Raw genomic sequence first — 19,024 nt, 5'->3', positions numbered from 1 at the left:
GGCCCAGCAGCAGCACCACACGACCGTCAGCCGCGCAACGGGAATTCGTGCTGGAACCCGGCCGCGCGCACGTGTTTCGGAGCAGGATGCCGCCGCGTGGCGCCCGCCGCCCGTCAGTCCTCGTGCTTCGCCCGGCTGGGCTGGACGCGCTTGGGCTCGCCCGGCATCTTCGGGTAGTCCGGGGGGTAGGGCATGTCCCCCAGACCGTGCTCGTGTTCGTCGCGGGCCGCGAGTTCCAGTACCGCGTCCAGGGAGAAGGCGTGCTCGTCCATGTCGGCGTGCAGATCGCCCAGTTCGGCAAAGCGGGCCGGCATCGTCACGATGTCGAAGTCGCGGGGTTCCGCGTCGTCCACCTCGTCCCAGCGCAGCGGCGCGGATACCGGGGCGTGCGGGCGGGGGCGGACGGAGTAGGCCGAGGCGATCGTGCGGTCGCGTGCCGTCTGGTTGTAGTCGACGAAGATCCGCTCGCCGCGCTCCTCCTTCCACCAGGCCGTCGTGACCTTGCCCGGCATTCGGCGCTCCAGTTCCCGGCCGAGGGCGATGGCGCACCGGCGGACCTCGGTGAAGGTCCAGCGCGGCTCGATCGGCACGAAGACGTGCAGCCCGCGACCGCCCGAGGTCTTGGGCCAGCCCCGCAGACCGAGCTCCTCCAGCAGGGCGCGCAGTTCATGGGCGGCCGCCACCGCGTGGTGGTAGTCGGTGCCCGGCTGCGGATCCAGGTCGATCCGGAGCTCGTCGGGGCGGTCGGTGTCCTCGCGCCGCACCGGCCACGGGTGGAAGGTGAGGCACCCCAGGTTGGCCGCCCACAGGACGGCGGCCGGTTCGGTCGGGCAGATCTCGTCGGCCGAGCGGCCGCTCGGGAACGCGATGTGGGCAGTGGGGATCCAGTCGGGAAGGTTCTTCGGCGCCCGCTTCTGGAAGAAGGACTCGCCCTCCACCCCGTCCGGGAAGCGCTCCAGGGTCGTCGGCCGGTTGCGCAGGGCGCGTGTGATGCCGGGTGCCACCGCCAGGTAGTACTCGGCCACATCCCTCTTGGTGAGGCCGCGCTCCGGGAAGTACACCTTGTCCGGGCTGGACAGCCGTACCGTCCGCCCGCCCGCGTCCAGCTCGATCGCATTACCGGCAGCACCCATGTGCGCCACGGTAGGCGGGCCCGGTCATGCGCGCATACCGGGCGGGTCTGGACGTACCACCGCAGAATCGGAGGCATGGATCTGCCAGTGATGCCGCCCGTGAAACCGATGCTCGCCAAGTCCGTGGCGAAGATCCCGCCCGGTATGCAGTACGAGGCCAAGTGGGACGGCTTCCGGGCCATCGTGCATCGCGACGGCGATGAGATCGAGCTCGGCAGCCGCACCGGCAAGTCCCTCACCCGGTATTTTCCCGAGCTGGTGGAAGCTCTGAAGGACAACCTGCCGAGCCGTTGCGTCATGGACGGCGAGATCGTCATCGTTCATGGCGGGCGCCTCGATTTCGACCGGCTGACCGAGCGGATCCATCCCGCGCAGTCCCGCGTCGCCCTGCTGGCCGAGACCACGCCCGCCAGCTTCGTCGCCTTCGACCTGCTCGCCCTCGGCGACGACTCGCTGCTCGACAGCCCGCTCGCCGACCGCCGTGTCGCCCTCGTCCGTTCCCTCTCCACCGCTCGGCCCCCCGTTCATCTCGCGCCCGCGACCACCGATCCCGCGCTCGCGCAGGAGTGGTTCGAGCGGTTCGAGGGCGCCGGGCTCGACGGGGTGATCGCCAAACCGCTCGATCTCCGCTACCGGCCCGATGCCCGCCTCATGTTCAAGGTCAAACACCAACGTACGGCCGACGTCGTCGTCGCAGGTTTCCGTTTCCACAAGAGCGGTCCGATTGTCGGATCGCTGCTGCTCGGCCTGTACGACGCCCACGGCGCCCTCCAGCACGTGGGCGTGTGCGCCGCCTTCCCCATGAAGCGCCGCGCCGAGTTGGTGGAGGAACTCGAACCCCTGCGGATGCCCGACCCGACCGGCCACCCGTGGGCCGCCTGGGCCGAGGAGTCCGCCCACGAGAGCGCCCGGCTGCCCGGCGCGCAGAGCCGCTGGACCGGCAAGAAGGACCTGTCCTGGGTGCCGCTGCGACCCGAGCGGGTCGTGGAGGTGAAGTACGACCACATGGAGGGCGACCGCTTCCGTCACACCGCCCAGTTCCACCGCTGGCGGGACGACCGGACGCCCGAGAGTTGCACCTACGCCCAGTTGGAGGAGGTCGTCGGCTACGACCTCGCCGAGGTGCTCGGCCCCACCACCGGCCCCACCACAGGCCCCACCACCGGCCCGGCCGCCGACACCGCATCCGGCTGAGCGGCCGCCGCCGACCGAGCGACCCCCGCCCCCGCCCCCGCCACGACGCCGACGCCGCCGCCGCCTCGCCTCAGCCCGCCGTCAGCTTCTCCCACTCCTCCCGGTCCGGCCCCGCAACGTTCGGCGCGTAGTGCGGCCGATCCGCCAGCCAGCGCGTCACCCGGGCGCGGATCTCCGGATCCGCGTACGCCCGCTCCGGCGGCTCCGCCAGGTGCCGGACCCTCGCCCGCGCCCGCATCACCACCGGATCCTCCAGCGCGCAGTCGAACAGCGCGGACACCTCGCGCGCCGTCCCACCGCGCATCGCCCGGGTCGCGAAGCGCTCGCCGATCGCCGCGTCCGCGACGACCTGGAAGTCGAACCACGGCTTCAGGGTGCGCTCCGCCCAGGCGTGGTGATCGGCGGCGTACCGCGTCGATCCCGGGTCCCGGTGCGCCGTACGGGCCACCCTGCGCGCGGCCCACAGCGCGAGCGAGGTGCCCTGTCCGAGGGTCGGGTTGGTGTGCGTGATCGAGTCCCCGACCGGCACCAGCCCGGTCACGACCGGCCCCGCCTCGTCGACCAGCGCGCTCCACCGGTTGTCCAGGCTCGCCGTGGCCAGGACGCCCGACAGCGGCTCGGCGCTTAGTCCCAGCCAGGCCGCGCCGGGCGGGAAGGCGCGTGCCGCCGCCTCGAAGACGGCAGGGTCGCGCAGGGCCGAGCGCGTGGTGTCCGCGGTGTGCACGAACAGGGTCACGGCGAACACCCGGTTGTCGGCCGGGAAGACGGCGCACCCGGCGAAGGGCCCGCCGGTCACCGCCCACGGCCGGCGCGGCCCCTCGTCCATGCCTTCGGGCAGCCGGTACCAGCGGCAGAAGTACGCGAGCCCGGTGCGGTGCCGTTCCACGAGGGGTGGTCGGCAGCCGGCCTCGGCCAGCCTGCGTTCGGTGCCGCCGCGCCGCCCGCCGGCGTCCACAACGAGGTCCCCCGGGTAACTCCCGGTCTCGGTGGTCACTCCCGTCACCTGGATCACGGCGCCCTCGGACGAGCCCGGGGCCGTGATCAGCCCGTTGACCGGTTCCCCGTACCGGACGACGACCCCCGGTTCCGCGCGCAGCGCCGTGGCCAGGGCACTCTCCAGCACGATGCGCCGGGCCTGGAGCATCACGAGGTCGTCGTCGCCCGGCCGCGCGGGCGGACGTACGTCGAACCAGTCGAGCTCGTGCCGTTCGCGGGCGCCGAGCCGGAGCATCTCCTCGTGGACGTCGGGCAGATCGCCGCGCAGGACGTTGCGGGCGGCTCCGAGCAGCACGTGCGGCTGGGCGGCCTGCGGTACGGTCGGCCGCCGCCAGCCGAAGAAGTCACGGTCGAGCGCCGTGCCCGGGGCCCGCGTATCGCGCTCGAAGACCTCCGCCGTGTGTCCGTGCCGCGCCGCGAGCAGGGCGGTGGCGGCCCCCGCGACACCTCCGCCGATGACCAGCACATGTGCCATGGAGCGTCCCCCCGAGCCGTTGGACCGTACGACGATCACACCGCCCAGAGCCTGCGCGAACGGGAGGCGACCGAAACCCGCACAGATGTCCGAGAACCGCTCGCGCGGTCACCTCTCCCGCCCCCACTCACCCCCCGCTCGCCCCCCGCTCACACGCCAGCGCCCGCGCGGTGGGCCTCCAGGGCCCGCCGGGTCTCCGCCTCGATCAGGTCGGTGTTGACGGCCACCGCCGCCCGCACCCCTTGGGCTGCCGCGCCCGGCACCTTCTCCAGCGGGGAGGTCGCGTTGCCCGCGACCCAGACCCCGTGCAGGGCGGTGGCCCCGGTGTCCGGATCGGACTCGACGCAGGTGCCGATCGCCTCGCCGGCCCGCTCCATGACGACGGTCGGCAGGCCGAGGCTGCCGAGGACGCCCGAGCGGGCGGTGAACCGCGGGGCGACCACCAGGGCCTCGCACTCCTCCACGGCGCCGCCCGCCAGGGTCACGCCGGTCAGCCGGTCCTCCTGGACCGCGAGGCCGGTCACCTCGCCCTCGACGACCCGGACCCCGAGGGCGGCGAGCAGTTCCCGGTCCTCGCCGGTGATCCGCCAGGTGTGCGCCAACAGGGTGATCCGCTCGCTCCACTGCCGCCAGAGCTGGGCCTGGTGCACGGCGAGGGGCCCGTCGGCCAGTACCGCGATCGGCCGGTCCCGGACCTCCCAGCCGTGGCAGTACGGGCAGTGCAGCACGTCCCGCCCCCAGCGCGCCCCGAGGCCCGGCACGGCGGGCAGCTCGTCCACCAGGCCGGTGGCGACCAGCAGCCGGCGTGCCCGAACGGTCGTGCCGTCCCCGCAGCGCACCAGGAAGCTCCCGTCGGGCAGCCGGTCCGCGGCCACGGCCGTGCCCGGCCGGATCTCCCCGCCGTACCCGGCCACCTCCGCGCGCCCCTCGGCCAACAGCGCGGCGGGGCTCCGCCCGTCCTGCCCGAGGTATCCGTGCATGTGCGCGGCCGGGGCGTTGCGCGGGCTGCCGGCATCGATGACCAGTACCGAACGGCGGGCCCGCACCAGGGTCAGTGCCCCGGCCAGCCCGGCGGCCCCACCGCCCACGACCACCACGTCGAAGGAGTTGTCGCTTGCGTCGTCCATGCCTTCGAGGGTCCGCCCACGGCGGCCCGCTTGACAAATGTTCTTGCCGAAGTGGCAAATGGATCCATGGCCACCGAGGAACAGGACGAGGACCTCGCCGACGTGCTCACCGCCGTGGGTCCGCGGCTGCGCGCCCTGCGCCGACAGCGCGGCACCACGTTGGCCCAGCTCAGCGAGGCCACCGGCATCTCGCTCTCGACCCTCTCCCGGCTGGAGTCCGGACAGCGCAGGCCGACGCTGGAGCTGCTGCTCCCGCTGGCCAGGGCGCACCGGGTGGCGCTCGACGAGCTGGTCGGCGCCCCGGAGACCGGGGACCCCCGGATCCGCCCGCGCCCTTTCGTCCGGCACGGCAGCACCTATGTGCCACTGACCCGGAAGTTCAGCGGGGTGCACGCCTTCAAGCAGATCCTCCCGCCCCTCGAAGGTCCGCCGCCCCAGCCCGAACTGCAGGTACACGAGGGCTACGAGTGGCTGTACGTCCTCGCCGGACGCATCCGGCTGCTGCTCGGCGGGCACGACCTCGTCCTCGGTCCGGGCGAGGCCGCCGAGTTCGACACGCGCACCCCGCACGCGTTCTTCAACGCGGGTCCGCAGCCCGCGGAATTCCTCAGCCTCTTCGGCCCCCAGGGCGAGCGGATCCATGTCCGGGCCCGGCCCACCCCTCCATCGGAAGGACGCCCATGACCACCACCGGCGAACACCCCGAGCGTGCCGTGCCGCGGCCCCATGCCGTCGTCGGCGTCGGACTGGTCGTCCTGGCGGCGGACGGCCGGGTGCTGCTCGGCCAGGCGCACGACGGCCGCTGGGAGCTGCCCGGCGGCAAGGTCGACCCCGGGGAGGGCTTCGAGCGAGCCGCCGCCCGGGAACTCGCCGAGGAGACGGACCTGCGGGCGGCCCCCGAAGCGATCCGGATCCTGTCCGTGCAGATCGACGCGCAGGCTGGACTGACCCGGCTGACGGCGGCCGCCGTCACCACCTCGGCGGAGGGCGTCCCGGCCGTCACCGAGCCGCACAAGATCGCCCGCTGGCAGTGGTTCGGCCCCGCCGAGATCCCCTCGGCCCTCTACCCCCCGTCGGCGGCCGTGCTGCGCGCCTGGCGCCCGGACCTCACCACGCTGCCGCCCGTCCCCTCGTACGACTACCCGGTCGCGGGCCCGGCACCCAGCGCCTGAGCGGCAGGAACACGCCGGAGGCGGCCCTCCGGAGGTGGCCGTCAGGAGGTGGCCGTCAGGACCGTCACGACGGTCACCGTCACCATCGCGGCCTGCATGTCGCGGATGGCGGCCCGGACGCTCTCGGCCGCCCACCGGCCGGCGGCGATCTCCGCCATCCGGGCGGTCACCTCGTCGGGCTGCCGGTCGGGGAAGGCGAGCCGGTGCAGCTTGGCCGAGTGGATCAGGGCGATGAGTCCGGCCGTGCGCTCGTCCGGCTCGGCGCCCTCGAGGACGACCTCGCGGAGCCGCTGGCGCAGGGCCCTCTCGACGGTGCCGTCCGCCTCCGGGTAGCGGCGCTGCGGGAACACCCCGAACACCTTGTGCACCTGGGCCACCACCAGCCCGCGCTCACCCAGCCTCTCCAGGGTGGCGCCGACCGCCTTGGGCTGGTCCTTCGTCAGCCAGTCAGTCACCCGACGCTTGCCGCGCCCCCGTAGCCAGGTCTCCAGCAACCGGATCCGACCGTCGAGCAGTTCCTCCCCCGTGGACTCGGTGCTGCTGAGCTCCAGGTACTTGCCCGACACCGACACCCGCTCCGCCAGGACGAGTTCGAGCAGCAGCGCGCCCGCCACGGCCCAACCCGCCGACTGGCGCTGCCGCGCCGCCCCGGACTCGTCGTCCAGGGACAGCAGCATGATCTCCTCGGCCAGTGTGATTCTCACGAGCGCCCCCGTCGTCCGGCTGCCGGTCCCGCTGTCCGAACCGCTTCGAAGGGGATGACGACGGACGATGCCAAGGGGTTCCGTTCCGAGCCCGGGTCTACCGGCGCACCACCATCTTTGGCGCGAAGTTGCCCTCCCCCAGGTCCTCCGCGAGCAACCGCTTGGCGATCGCGTCCGCCGCGACCCGCAGTTCGGCGCTCCGCGGCCGCCCCCGGTCCTTCTCCAACTGGTCCTTGAGCCACTCGGCCCACGCCTTCGAGATGACGTCCGCCTCCCGCTGCCCGGCCGCCGTGAGGGTGAAGAAGCTGCCCTCCCGGCTGAGGAAGCCCTCGTCCGCCATCCGCTCGTAGACGGGGATCAGCACCTCCGGCGGCAGGGACCGGCGGCCCGCGATCAGTCCGAGGCTGGCGTGGCCGATGGTCCGGGTCAGCAGGTCCACCTGCATCACCGCCCAGGCGCCCGCGATGTCCAGCCGGGTGTCGGAGCCTTCGACGATCCCCCGTGCCGTGTCCGCGCCCATGTTCCGTACGAGTTTGCCGACGGCCAGCTCCAGCAGCTTGGCCGAATCCCCCGAGGCCGTGGCCGGTGAGCCGAAGCCGTCGCCCATGTCCGTGGAACCGGCACGGGCGCTGTCGCGCAGCCGCACCTGCTTGAGGAAGAGCGCCACGACGAAGCCGAACACGGCGACCGGAACGGTGTAGACGAACACGGTCTGCAGGGCCTGCGCGTACGCCTCGATCACCGGGGCCGCGGCCTCCGGGGCGAGCTGGTGCACCCCTTCCGGGGTGGACGCCGCCTTGGCCAACTGCTCCGGGTCCTGCCCGGTGAGGCGCGCCGCCTCCACGTACGCCGCCTCCAGTTCGGGCCCCAGGTGGTTCGCGTAGATCGTCCCGAAGACCGCGGTCCCGAAGGCGCTGCCGAGCGTGCGGAAGAAGGTGACGCCCGAGGTGGCGGTGCCGAGGTCGGCGTAGTCGACGGTGTTCTGCACGGCGATGGTCAGTACCTGCATGGACAGGCCGATGCCGGTGCCGAGCACGAACATGTACAGCGATTCCAGCAGGGTGCCGGTCCCGGGACCCATCAGCGACAGCAGGTACAGGCCGACGCCCATGACCGCGTTCCCGACGATCGGGAAGATCCGGTACCGGCCGGTCCTGCTCACCACGTTGCCGCTGAACACGGAGGCGATCAGCAGGCCGATGACCATGGGCAGGGTCCGGACGCCCGAGATCGTGGCCGAGTCCCCGTCGACGTACTGGAGGTAGGTCGGCAGGAATGTCATCGCGCCGAGCATCGCGAACCCGACGACGAAGCTCAGGATCGAGCACACGGAGAAGACCGGGTTGCGGAAGAGCCGCATCGGCAGCATCGGTTCCGCGGCGCGCGTCTCGGCCAGGCAGAACAACGCCAGCGCGACCGCGCCGCCGGCGAACAGGCCGATGATGACCGGCGAGGTCCAGGCGTACTCGTTCCCGCCCCAACTGGTGGCCAGAATCAGCGCGCCGGCGCCGACGGTGACCAGCGCGATGCCCAGGTAGTCGATGACCGGCCGGCCCGAGGCGCGGACCGCCGGGATGGTCTTCGCGGCCGCGACGACGACGAGGATCGCGATCGGGACGTTGACGTAGAAGCACCACCGCCAGGTCAGCTGATCGGTGAAGAATCCGCCGAGCAGCGGTCCGATCACCGTGGCGACCCCGAAGACGGCGCCGATCATGCCCTGGTACTTGCCGCGTTCGCGCAGGGGCACCACATCGGCGATCAGCGCCATCGCGGTGACCATCAGGCCACCGGCCCCGATGCCCTGGACGCCGCGCCACACGATCAGGAAGGTCATGTTGCCGGACAGGCCGCACAGGAACGAGCCGCTGATGAAGACGATGGCGGAGATCTGGAAGATCAGTTTTCGGCCGAAGAGGTCACCGAACTTGCCGACCAGGACCGTCGCCACGGTCTCGGCGAGCAGGTACGAGGTGACCACCCACGACATGTGGTCGCCGCCGCCCAGGTCCCCCACGATCGTGGGCAGCGCGGTCCCGACGATCGTCTGGTCGAGTGCCGCGAGCAGCACACCGAGCATGATCGTGCCGAAGATGATGTTGCGCCGCCGCCGGTCGATCACGGGGGGCGCCGTGGCTTCGGCGGGCGCAGTGGTCACCCTCGCACTGTCACAGCGCGCCCGCCGAGGCGCATGCGGCGGTGAGCCGTACGGGGGACGCGCGCGCCGGGATCAGCGCAGGTAGGCGAGGCCCGGGTGCTCCGCCGCGTACCCGTCGAGCAGTCGTCGGGCCACGCCCACCGAGTCGATGAGCGGATGGAGCGCGAAGGCCTTGACCGCGTCGGTCCGCGATCCGCTCGCGGCCGCCGCCAGGATCTCCCGTTCGACCGCCTTGACCGCCGTCACCAGCCCCACCGCGTGCAGGGGCAGCTGCTCGACGCCCATCGGGTGGGCGCCGTTCGCGTCGACCAGGCAGGGCACCTCGATGACGGCCTCGGCGTCGAGGACGGACAGCGTCGAGCCGTTCCGGACGTTCAGGATCAGTGTGGCCCGTTCGTCCCGGGCGATGGCCCGCATCAGCGCGAGCGCGACCTTCTCGTAGCCACCGGATTCGAGGTCGCTCTCCTCGCGCTCCGGGGCACCCGCCGCCTCGCGGTTCTCGGCCATGTACGTGGCTTCGCGCTCGGCCCGGGTACGGTCCCAGGCGGCCAGCGCCGCCCCGACCGGCGCCTCGGCCCGGCCGGCCTCGGCGTAGAAGCCACGCTGCTGGTCGCGCAGGAAGGCCCCGCGGGTCTGCTCGGCCTCCTGGTACGCCCGCACGGTGTCACGGTTGAAGTAGTAGTAGTGCAGGTACTCGTTGGGGATCGCGCCGAGCGAGCGCAGCCATTCGGCCCCGAAGAGCCGGCCCTCCTCGAAGGACTCCAGGGCCTCGGTGTCGGCCAGCAGCCGGGGCAGCTCGTCGCGGCCGCCGATGCGCAGCCCGCGCACCCAGCCCAGGTGGTTGAGGCCGACGTAGTCGATCCAGGCCTCCTGCGGGCGGGCGCCCAGCAGCCGGGCGATGCGCCGGCCGAGGCCCACGGGGGAATCACAGATGCCGATCACCCGCTCGCCGAGCTCCTCGGCCATGGCCTCGGTGACCAGCCCGGCCGGGTTGGTGAAGTTGATGACCCATGCCTCGGGGGCGTTGCGGGCGATCCTGCGGGCGATCTCGCGCGCCACCGGCACGGTCCTCAGGCCGTACGCGATCCCGCCCGCGCCCACCGTCTCCTGGCCGAGGACTCCCTCCGCCAGGGCGATCCGCTCGTCCGCGGCGCGCCCTTCCAGGCCACCGACGCGGATCGCGGAGAAGACGAAATCGGCCCCGCGCAGGGCCTCGTCGAGGTCCTCGGTGACCGTCACGGTCGGCGCGTCCACCGTCGGGTCGGCCGCCGACGCGGCCGCGGCCTGGTCGCGGAGCACCCGGGCCATGGCGGTGAGCCGCGCCGGGTCCTCGTCGTACAGCGTCACCTGGGACACCCTGCCCTCGGCGCGGTCGCCGAGCAGTGCTCCGTGGACGAGCGGGACCCGGAAGCCGCCCCCGCCGAGGATCGTCAGCCGCACGCCCCTACCGCCTTTCGCCAGTGCAGATCCCGTCGCCGACGCCGCCGCCGTGACGGCCGATGCCACGATCGGTGACACGATCGACGGCACGGAAGCCACGGCACACGTCCGCGGGCACCAGTCTGCCCCGGTCGGTCACTCCACCGGCGACGGCACGGCGCGCAGCCTGGCGCCCTGCTGCTGCGCGAAGCCGCCGCCGCGGACGGGGCCGCTCGGTGCGCCCGTGGGCGTCGACAGGATCAGGGTGATCCGGGTCAGCCCCATCTCGCCCAGCATCCGACTGGTCTCGGCCACCATCCGGCAGCGCACCAGCCCCCACCGCGGGTCGGGGTGACGCACGGTGCGCACCGCCCCGTCGAGCTCGGCGGCGTCGGTCCCGTGGGTGCTCAGCCAGTGCGGCACGCCGTACCGGTAGGCCGCCTCCATGAACGGGTCACGGGCCACCTCCTGGCGGATGCTGCGCAGTCCCTCGTCCTCGGGGTCGCCGGCCAGCGCGGTCGCGAACTGGGCCAGCAGCGGTACGCACCAGGCCGGTTCGTGGTCCTCCAGTACGGCCGCCGCGTCCGGGTGGAACAGCACGAAGCGCAGGAAGTTGTCGTCCGGCAGGGCCGTCGGGTGGGGTCTCACCGACCGGAAGAGCTGGTCGAAGGCCGAGTTGGTCAGGGCCACGTCCCAGCGGTGGTCCACCAGGAAGCTCGGGTACGGCACGGACTCCATGAGGGCGGCGTAGTCGCACAGGTAGTCACGCTGCGCCGGGTCGTCGGGCAGCCGGTTCTCCTCGGCGGCCCGCCACGTGGGCGGCGGATCGCGGTCCACCATGACGCGGAACAGCCAGAAGCACTGCCGCTCGCTCATCTCCAAGGCCTCGGCCAGGGCGAGCAGTTTGCGGTCCGTCCACTCCTTGACCAGACCTCTTTCCCAGTTCCCGTAGGCGCGCACGCTGATGCGCAGTCGGGCGGCGAGGTCTTCCTGACTCAGGCCCAGCTCCTCGCGGCGCTGGCGCAAAATCTCCTTGCGTCGCTCCGACCGCACGGCACCGCGGGCGGGTTCCTCGCCCGTCAGGCGCTCTTCAACGGCTCGGGCGAGTCCATCGGACGGGCCCACCGCTGCGAGATGTGGCACTGAGAGCTCCCCCTCCTCCGGTCTGGATCTTCATTTCCGTGTGGCGATCCTGCTACCGACTTCATTCGAGTGTCAACTATTGTGGCAATTCCAGCCTCTTGACAGCTCATTCCCGCCACAGCTGTGGCACGTTCTAGCCCTTACGGGCGAGAGCGGCTAGATTCCAGAAGCCGACCATGTGTCCATACCGACTTCGCGCGATCTAGGAGAACCACTGGTGACAGACGGCTTCCCGGCTCCCGTCGCGGTGGCCGACGCACCCCTGGCAGCCACCATCACGCGTGTCGCCGAACTCGCGGGCAAGATGGGCCGCGATCGCAACCAGGTCTTCGACCTGCGGCGGCTCTCCGAGGCCTCCGGCGTACCCACGGACGTGGTCAGGACCCTGCTCGACGGCAGGCCGGCCGGCGAACCCGATCTGCAGACCCGCTTCCTCCAGCGCCTCGACCTGCTGCGGCGGACCCGTGTCAAACCGAACGGCCGCCGCTACACCCAGCAGGAGATCGCGGACGGCGCCGGCATGTCGCGGCAGCAGGCCGGAGCACTGATCAACGGCGACCGGCGTCCCACCATGGAACACTGCGACGCCATCCAGCGGTTCTTCGGAGTGCACGCCGGATTCCTCACGGCGCACGACGCCGACGCCCTCACCGACGCGCTCCAGCGGACGGAGCAACAGCTGCTCCAGGACTTCGCGGGGCGGGCGCGGGAAACCGTACCGGCCTCGGCCGCATCGGCGGGCGATCCACTGGCAAGACTCCTCCAGAACCACGGTGTACGGGGCATCGCCTGGCGCGCCGCCCAACTGCCCAGCGACAAGCACCGGGACAAGGTGACCGAATGGCTGGACATGCTCCTCGAAAGCGTCAAACCGAACGAATCCTGACCCAGTCGAAAGTCTGGGTCTGATCCTTGAGTCCTGATCCGGATCCGCGCCGACGGGGAGAACGGTGAGCATAGGCAGAGAGCAGCGGCGGTTGTGCGGGGAGCTGGTGGCCGGTATCCGGCTGACCGCCCCCGTGGAACCCGTGGACCTCTACGCTGCCCTCTGCGAGGGCATGAGCAGACACCGCGGCCGCCGGGTGGACTTCCGGATGGCCTCGTTCCCACCGCGGACGGCCAGCGGCCTGTGGCTCGACATGGCGGACCGCGATCTCGTGGTCATCGAGGAACGCACCGCCCCGGACCACCAACTGGTGATCCTGGGCCACGAGCTGTGGCACATGAAGGCCGGCCACTGCAGTCACCACGTCGACGGCGCCGCCGTCGCCGCGCGGCTGCTGACCGACGAGGCCGACATCGGCGAGACCGTGCGCCGCGTCGCCGCGCGCACCCGCGCCGACGTCCAGGAGGAGACCGAGGCCGAAACCTTCGGCTTACTGCTGGGTAGTCGGTGTCGGAACTGGCTGGCCGGATCGGCGAGCCGCCGCGCTCCGGTCCAGCGCGATCAATTGGCGGGCCGGATCGAGGCTTCGCTGGGCTACCGGGGGCACAGGAAAGAGCGTTGAACGGCAAGGACTACTACATACCGGCGGCCGCGATGGCGGTCTCACTCGCCTTCAAGCTGCCGGCCCTGCGGCACAACTGGCGCGACCCGCTCCTGCGGTCGGTCGTCGCCCTGCTGACCCTGGCCGGCGCGGTGTTCACCTTCGCCGCCCCGCCCACCATCGCGGCGGTCAACCGCTGGAGCGGGGTCGTCAACGTCTCGGCCCCCCTCGTCTACTGCCTGATCACCGCCTTCAGCGCCTCCTGCCTGGTCCTGATGGTCAATTGGCGGGGCGGACCGGCCGAACGGACCCAAGGCATCTCGCGCCGCTGGATCCAGGGCTACAGCGTGGTGGTCATCGCCCTGGTCGTGCTCTTCGCCCTCGGTGAGGCCCCGCAGGAGCGACTGCGCGACTTCGACACCTACTACGCGAACACGCCCTACATCGGCCACATGATCGCCCTCTACCTGCTGGCCCACCTCGTGGCCGCGGTGGTGATGGTGGTCCTGTGCTGGCGCTGGTCGCTCCAGGTCCGCGGCTGGCTGCGGGTCGGCCTGGTGATCATCGTCATCGGCTACGTCTTCAACCTCGCCTACGACGCCACCAAGATGACCGCGGTCGTCGCCCGCTGGACCGGTCACGACCTCGACGGCCTCAGCACCTACGCCGCTCCGCCGCTCGCCTCCCTCGGGGCCCTGATCAGCGCGATGGGCTTCGTGGTCCCGCTCGTCTGCCAGCGACTGTCGGACCACTGGCAGATCTGGGCGACGTACCGCCGGCTCGGCCCGCTGTGGCACGAGGTGCAGATCTCCGCGCCCAGCGGCACCCCCTCCGTGCAGATGGCCTGGTGGTCCGCGGCGGAACTGCGCGTGATCCAGCGCGAGTCGGACATCCACGACGGCTTCCTGCACCTCGGGCCGTACTTCGACAAGGGGCTGCGCGACGGCGCCTACGACAGCGCCGTCGCCGAGGGGGCCGACGAGGAGACCGCCCGCGCCGTCGCCGAGGCCGCCATGGTCGCGGCCGCCGTACGGGCCCGCTCCGCCGACCCCGACGGAAGGATCATCGGCGAGGACGAGGAGACCGTCCTCGACACCGCCGACGGTCCGCGCGACCTGCTACGGATCTCCCACGCGCTGCGGCACTCGCCGGTGGTGCAGGCGGTCCGGCGCGAGGTGGGCGTGTAGCGGCGACGACGCGCCGGCCGTCGCCACCGCTCAGCGGGCGGCCACGGCCGCCGTCGCGCTGACCGGGAACAGGTCCTGGAACGGCGCCGCCGAATCGATCCCCTCCCGCCCGTACGGCGCGTCGAAGCTCCACACCATGAAGAGCAGGAACACGATCAGTGCGCTGAACAGTCCGGCGAGCAGCAACTCCCGCCCGGAGCGGCGGATCTGCAGGGTGAAGATCAGCCCGATGGTGACCAGCCCGCCGACCAGCAGCCCGAACCACACCACCCCCGGCAGGGTGGACTCGGAGCTCTGCGTCCGCGAGTGCCGCGCGTCGTCGGCCGCCGCGATGTGGTCCAGCAACGGCTGGTAGGCCTGCGCCTGGAGCTCGTTGGCCGGACTCTGGTGCGTGACATCGGTGCGCAGCTTGCCGAGCAGCGCGGCGCCCTCGGCCGAGGCGCCGTCGCCGGAGGTCAGCAGCGGCCAGTCCACGGCGACGGTGTGGGAGACGTACGCGTCCACCTCGCCCCGGATCCGGTCGCGGACGACCGCCGGGTAGACGTCGGCGCGCTGGGTGACCTCGTACAGGGCCTGGGCCTCACGGCGCACGCTGTCCTCGGCGGCGCCGCGCGCCTCCCAGACGCCCGCGATGGCCAGGCCCAGCACGATCGCGTAGACCACCCCCACCATCATCGTCATGTACTCGATGACATCGGGGGTTTCGCTGGTGTCCTCGTCGTCGGCGGCCCGGCGGTGCCGGATCGCGGTGATGGCGAGGACGACGGCGCAGACGAGCGCCATGGCGATGGCCAGGACCAGCCATTCGGACACGTGGATTCTCCCGGTGTGGGTCGATGGGTGAAGGGGGAACAGCGGCGTCGGTCAGCCGCGGCTCTTGGAACGGGGGCGCAGGGCGGCGGCGGCCAGTACGGCGGCGCGGCTGCTCGGTGACAGGGCGCCGGTGACGCCGCTGGTGACGAGCGCTCCGCAACGGGTCAGCAGCGCGCGCCAGGACGCGATGTGGTGGGGCGCGAGGGTGGAACCGGCGCTGCGGGTGCGCCAGTAGACGAACGCGCGGTCGCCGTCGGTGTCGGCGGAGAGCAGGTAGGCGCCGTTGGGGTGCGGGGCGCGGCGGACATGGGAGACGTCCACGCCGAGTTCGGCGGCCCGGCGGAGCAGCGGGACGGTGAGTTCGTCGTCGCCGACCACGGCGAGCAGGGCGGTACGGGCGCCGGCCGCGGCCGCGGCGGCCGCCGCGTTGAGGGCGTCCCCGGAGTAGGAGATACGGGCCCGGGTGCCGTCGGCGGCCTCGCGCAGGGCGGTGTCCGCGTGGATCTCGACCAGGACTTCGCCGAGTACGAGGACGTCGTAGCGCGGGCCGGTTCGTCCGGGCACGGTCAGCGCCCCGCGGCGGCGTCGCGGTGCGCCCGGCACGGCGTGGCCGCTCCGGCGAACACGGCGGCCAGTTCGTCCGGATCGGTCGGTAGTCCGCCGCCGATGCCGACGGCCGTGGCGCCGGCCGCGAGCCAGTCGGGGACCTCGGCGGGCCGGATGCCGCCGGTCGGGACGATCACCGCGGTGGGCAGGACGGCCCTGAGCGAGCGGACGAATCCGGGGCCACCCACGTGCGCCGGGAAGACCTTGGCGGCTCCGGCGGCCCGGACGGCGGCGGCGATCTCGCCGGGGGTGAACCCGCCCTCGATGAAGACGGCTTCGCGGCGTACGGCCACGGCGCGGACCTCGGGCGCCGGGTAGGGGGAGATCAGGAAGACGGCGCCCGCGTCCAGGGCGGTCTCCGCCTGCGCGGTGGTGGTGACCGTGCCGACGCCGATGAGCGCCGGGCGGCCGTGGACGTCGCTCAGCGGGGCGGTGCGGGAGACGGCCCCGGCCCAGCCGGGGGTGGAGGTGGTGAGCTCGACCGCGCGGCAGCCGGCGGCGAGCAGGGCGGTGGTGCGGCGGACCGCCTCGTCGGCGTCGGCCTCGCGCAGGACGGGCAGCACGCGCTGGGCGGCCAGCGCCGCGTACAGGTGGCCGGACAGGTGATCGGGCAACGGAGGACCCTCCCCTTCGCTCCACACGCTTGTTCCACGTAGCGGAACGGCGTACCGTGCAACGGAACCATGTGGTCGAGACCCTACCCACGCGAGGAGCGCCCGTGTCAATGGACGAAGCGGCGGCGGGCGGACGCGCGGGGCGGACCTCCGCGGCCGGTTCCGCCCTGGAGAAGTCCCTGCGCGTCCTGGAGGCGGTGGCCGCGCCCGGCGGCCCGCACCGCCTCGCCGATGTGACGGCGGCGGCCGCGGTGCCCAAGTCGAGCGCCTTCCGCATCCTGGCCTCGCTGGTCGAGCAGGGCTTCGTACACCAGGAGGCCGACAGCCGGTACGGGGTGGGGCCGCGGCTGCGTGGACTGTCCGCCCTGGTCGACGCCGGGGAACCTGCCAGCGTCGGGCGCATCCTCGGCGAACTCCGGCGGGCCACCGGCCAGACGGTCCATCTGGCCCTGCACAGCGGGCGGACCATCACCTACATCCGCAAGCTGGAGAGCGAGGAGCAGCCCTTCCGGACGGCCTCCCGCGTCGGCATGCGCATGCCGCTGCACACGACCGCGATCGGGAAGAGCATCCTGGCCATGCTGCCCGCCGAGGAGGTACGGGAACTGATCGACGCGACCGGGCTGCCGCGCCGGACGCCGCACACCCACACGACCGCGCGGGCCCTGCACGCCCAACTGGCGGCGGTCCGCGCCCAGGGCTTCGCCGTCGACGACGAGGAGAACGAACCCACCATCCGTTGTATCGGCGCGGCGATCCTCGGTCCGACGGGCCGGCCGGTCGGCGGGGTCAGCGTCACCACCGTCACCTTCCTGGTGTCCCGCGAGGAGATCGAGGCGTACGCACCGGCCTTGCGCACGGCTGCGGAGGCGCTGGCTCCACTGCTGTGACCCCCGGTGGAGGGGCAGTGAGAACTCTTCGGGAAAATTCTTCCGGATAACTGTTATCGACGCCCCCGTCGACGGTCTCCCATGTATCGGGCATCATCGACCGCCGGTACGGACAGGGAACATCACATGACTACTCAGCACACCGCAGCGCTCGTGGCAGCGGCCCGCGCGGGTGACCCCCGCGCGCAGGACGAGCTCGTCAGCGCCCATCTCCCGCTCGTCTACAACATCGTCGGGCGGGCTCTCAACGGGTCCTGCGACGTGGACGACGTGGTGCAGGACACGATGCTGCGGGCGCTCGACGGGCTGGGCGGCCTGCGTGTGGACGAGAGCTTCCGGTCCTGGCTGGTGGCCATCGCGATGAACCGCGTACGGGCACACTGGCAGGCCCGGCAGAGCGGTTTCGGCGAGAGCACCCTCGAGGCAGCGAGCGATGTCGCCGACCCGGGTGCCGACTTCGTCGACCTGACGGTCGCCCGCCTGCACCTCGCCGGCCAGCGGCGCGAGACGGCCCGCGCCACCCGTTGGCTGGAGCCCGAGGACCGGGCACTGCTGTCCTTGTGGTGGCTGGAGTGCGCCGGGGAGCTGACCCGGGCCGAGGTGGCGGGCGCGCTGGAACTGTCCCCGCAGCACACGGCGGTGCGGGTGCAGCGGATGAAGGCGCAGCTGGAGTCGGCCCGTGTGGTGGAGCGGGCGCTGGACACCCACCCGGCGTGCGAGGAGCTGCGGACCGTGATGGGGGGCTGGGACGGGGAGCCCTCGGCGCTGTGGCGCAAGCGAATAGCCCGGCACGCCCGTGAATGCGCACGTTGCTCCGGTCTGTGGAGCGGACTGGTTCCGGCGGAGGGATTGCTGGCCGGTCTGGCCCTGGTCCCGGTGTCGGCGGCCCTGCTGGCGGGGATGCGGACGGCCGGGGCGGCCGGTTTCGCCCCCGCGAGCGTCGCCTTCGCCGAGGGTGTCGACGGGGGCTTCGGTGGCGGCTTCGACGATGCCGCGACCCAGCTCACCCCGGTGGCCGACGTGGGCGGCGGTGGCCGGGGAGCGCTGCGCAAGCGCCGGCAGAGCCGCCGCCGGGTGGTCGGCGGTGCGGTGCTCGCCGCCTGTGTCGCGGGCGGCGGGCTCGTGTACCTCGGGGGCCTGCCCGGTTCCGGCGACACGAAGGACGGCGCCTCCGCGGCCGCGACCCCGCTGGCCGCGCTCTCGGCGACCGAATCCCCCGCTCTGCCCTCGGAGTCGGCCTCGCCCTCCGCCTCCGCCTCCCCCTCGCCTTCCCCGTCGGCATCCGCCTCGCCGAGCCCGTCGGCGAGCCCGAGCCCGACGCAGTCCAAGAGCAAGTCCCCGAGTCCGCGCGCCTCGGCGGCCAAGCCGGCGCCTGCTCCGCCGTCGGGGATCGCCGGCCAGGTCGTGGCCCTGGTCAACAACGAGCGGGCGGCGGCCGGCTGCGGCCCCCTCAAGGAGGACCCGCAGCTGCGCACGGCCGCTCAGGGGCACTCCGACGACATGGCGGCCCGGGACTTCTTCTCGCACACCAGCCCCGACGGCACGGACCCGGGCGACCGGACGACCGCGGCCGGCTACCGCTGGTCGACGTACGGGGAGAACATCGCGCGGGGCCAGCAGACGGCCCAGTCGGTCATGGACTCCTGGATGAAGAGCCCGGGCCACAAGGCGAACATCCTCAACTGCTCCTTCAAGGACATCGGCGTGGGCATCCACCAGGGTTCGGGCGGCCCCTGGTGGACCCAGAACTTCGGCGCGCGGTAGGAAGCGGTCGCCCGGTGCGGTGAGGCTTTCCGGTCATCGCACTAGGCCGTCTCTTACGGATCTTGCCGGGTCCGCGCCGCCCGGTGCCGTGCCTCGCCGCACTGCCGGGGCAACCGAGTACGTCCAGTACACGGCAGCCCCG

General features: G+C 72.6%; 18 protein-coding genes. 8 read left to right on the top strand and 10 right to left on the bottom strand.

Annotation, left to right across the window (positions count from 1 at the left end; translation table 11 throughout):
- Positions 1-113: 113 nt before the first annotated feature.
- Positions 114-1,133 carry a non-homologous end-joining DNA ligase gene (gene ligD, locus AB8A24_RS27600; protein WP_369477903.1) on the bottom strand — a complete coding sequence of 340 codons (1,020 nt, stop codon included), beginning with the start codon at positions 1,131-1,133 and terminating at the stop codon, positions 114-116.
- 75 nt (positions 1,134-1,208) lie between these two features.
- On the opposite strand from ligD, the gene AB8A24_RS27595 reads away from it, so the two are divergent.
- Positions 1,209-2,327, top strand: a complete 1,119-nt coding sequence (locus tag AB8A24_RS27595) for an ATP-dependent DNA ligase (RefSeq protein ID WP_369477902.1) — start codon at positions 1,209-1,211, stop codon at positions 2,325-2,327.
- 70 nt (positions 2,328-2,397) lie between these two features.
- Here AB8A24_RS27595 and AB8A24_RS27590 read toward each other — a convergent pair whose 3' ends face one another.
- On the bottom strand, positions 2,398-3,798 hold the full coding sequence (locus AB8A24_RS27590) for an NAD(P)-binding protein (RefSeq protein WP_369477901.1): 1,401 nt from the start codon (positions 3,796-3,798) through the stop codon (positions 2,398-2,400).
- Positions 3,799-3,947: 149 nt separating this feature from the next.
- Complete coding sequence (locus AB8A24_RS27585; RefSeq protein WP_369477900.1) at positions 3,948-4,925, bottom strand: NAD(P)/FAD-dependent oxidoreductase; 978 nt, start codon at positions 4,923-4,925, stop codon at positions 3,948-3,950.
- Between the two features lie 66 nt (positions 4,926-4,991).
- On the opposite strand from AB8A24_RS27585, the gene AB8A24_RS27580 reads away from it, so the two are divergent.
- Positions 4,992-5,609, top strand: coding sequence for a helix-turn-helix transcriptional regulator (locus AB8A24_RS27580; RefSeq protein ID WP_328960871.1), 618 nt, complete (start codon positions 4,992-4,994; stop codon positions 5,607-5,609).
- Positions 5,606-6,097 carry an NUDIX domain-containing protein gene (locus tag AB8A24_RS27575; RefSeq protein WP_328960872.1) on the top strand — a complete coding sequence of 164 codons (492 nt, stop codon included), beginning with the start codon at positions 5,606-5,608 and terminating at the stop codon, positions 6,095-6,097. Before AB8A24_RS27580 ends, AB8A24_RS27575 begins: the two co-directional genes overlap by 4 nt.
- Positions 6,098-6,138: 41 nt before the next feature.
- Here the strand turns inward: AB8A24_RS27575 and AB8A24_RS27570 are convergent, their stop codons facing one another.
- From AB8A24_RS27570 to AB8A24_RS27555, 4 genes are all read right to left on the bottom strand, one after another.
- The gene (locus tag AB8A24_RS27570; RefSeq protein WP_369477899.1) at positions 6,139-6,801 is read right to left on the bottom strand and encodes a GPP34 family phosphoprotein; all 663 of its coding nucleotides are present in this window, start codon (positions 6,799-6,801) and stop codon (positions 6,139-6,141) included.
- 97 nt (positions 6,802-6,898) lie between these two features.
- Positions 6,899-8,959: an MDR family MFS transporter gene (locus AB8A24_RS27565; RefSeq protein ID WP_369477898.1), complete on the bottom strand. Its 2,061-nt coding sequence runs from the start codon at positions 8,957-8,959 to the stop codon at positions 6,899-6,901.
- Between the two features lie 72 nt (positions 8,960-9,031).
- Positions 9,032-10,399, bottom strand: a complete 1,368-nt coding sequence (locus AB8A24_RS27560; RefSeq protein ID WP_369477897.1) for a 6-phospho-beta-glucosidase — start codon at positions 10,397-10,399, stop codon at positions 9,032-9,034.
- A 135-nt stretch (positions 10,400-10,534) separates the two neighbouring features.
- A complete protein-coding gene (locus tag AB8A24_RS27555) occupies positions 10,535-11,404 on the bottom strand; it encodes a helix-turn-helix domain-containing protein (protein WP_369477896.1) in 870 nt (289 codons plus the stop codon).
- 334 nt (positions 11,405-11,738) lie between these two features.
- Here AB8A24_RS27555 and AB8A24_RS27550 point away from each other — a divergent pair, with 334 nt between their 5' ends.
- The 3 genes from AB8A24_RS27550 (at position 11,739) to AB8A24_RS27540 (ending at position 14,195) form a co-directional block, all read left to right on the top strand.
- The gene (locus AB8A24_RS27550; RefSeq protein ID WP_030728783.1) at positions 11,739-12,407 is read left to right on the top strand and encodes a helix-turn-helix transcriptional regulator; all 669 of its coding nucleotides are present in this window, start codon (positions 11,739-11,741) and stop codon (positions 12,405-12,407) included.
- A 64-nt stretch (positions 12,408-12,471) separates the two neighbouring features.
- Positions 12,472-13,029, top strand: coding sequence for a toxin-antitoxin system, toxin component (locus AB8A24_RS27545; RefSeq protein ID WP_369477895.1), 558 nt, complete (start codon positions 12,472-12,474; stop codon positions 13,027-13,029).
- The gene (locus AB8A24_RS27540) at positions 13,026-14,195 is read left to right on the top strand and encodes an MAB_1171c family putative transporter (RefSeq protein ID WP_369477894.1); all 1,170 of its coding nucleotides are present in this window, start codon (positions 13,026-13,028) and stop codon (positions 14,193-14,195) included. The genes AB8A24_RS27545 and AB8A24_RS27540 overlap by 4 nt, the downstream gene beginning before the upstream one ends.
- A 30-nt stretch (positions 14,196-14,225) precedes the next feature.
- On the opposite strand, the gene AB8A24_RS27535 is transcribed toward AB8A24_RS27540, so the two are convergent.
- Genes AB8A24_RS27535 through AB8A24_RS27525 form a run of 3 tightly spaced genes read right to left on the bottom strand, consistent with a single transcriptional unit; the run spans position 14,226 to position 16,228 of the window.
- The gene (locus AB8A24_RS27535) at positions 14,226-15,008 is read right to left on the bottom strand and encodes a hypothetical protein (RefSeq protein ID WP_328960878.1); all 783 of its coding nucleotides are present in this window, start codon (positions 15,006-15,008) and stop codon (positions 14,226-14,228) included.
- Between the two features lie 51 nt (positions 15,009-15,059).
- On the bottom strand, positions 15,060-15,572 hold the full coding sequence (locus AB8A24_RS27530; protein WP_369477893.1) for a PfkB family carbohydrate kinase: 513 nt from the start codon (positions 15,570-15,572) through the stop codon (positions 15,060-15,062).
- 2 nt (positions 15,573-15,574) lie between these two features.
- Entirely contained in the window at positions 15,575-16,228 is a 654-nt protein-coding gene (locus AB8A24_RS27525; RefSeq protein ID WP_328960112.1) for a bifunctional 4-hydroxy-2-oxoglutarate aldolase/2-dehydro-3-deoxy-phosphogluconate aldolase, read from the bottom strand.
- A gap of 110 nt (positions 16,229-16,338) precedes the next feature.
- Here AB8A24_RS27525 and AB8A24_RS27520 point away from each other — a divergent pair, with 110 nt between their 5' ends.
- On the top strand, positions 16,339-17,118 hold the full coding sequence (locus AB8A24_RS27520) for an IclR family transcriptional regulator (RefSeq protein WP_369477921.1): 780 nt from the start codon (positions 16,339-16,341) through the stop codon (positions 17,116-17,118).
- Between the two features lie 126 nt (positions 17,119-17,244).
- Positions 17,245-18,882 (top strand): sigma-70 family RNA polymerase sigma factor, encoded by a 1,638-nt coding sequence (locus AB8A24_RS27515; RefSeq protein WP_369477892.1) that lies wholly within the window; start codon positions 17,245-17,247, stop codon positions 18,880-18,882.
- Positions 18,883-19,024: the final 142 nt, after the last annotated feature.

This window comes from Streptomyces sp. BF23-19, from assembly GCF_041106355.1.
Lineage (GTDB): Bacteria > Actinomycetota > Actinomycetes > Streptomycetales > Streptomycetaceae > Streptomyces > Streptomyces virginiae_A.
The sequence above is the reverse complement of the archived record's forward strand: the minus strand, read 5'-3'. Positions and strand labels throughout refer to the sequence as shown.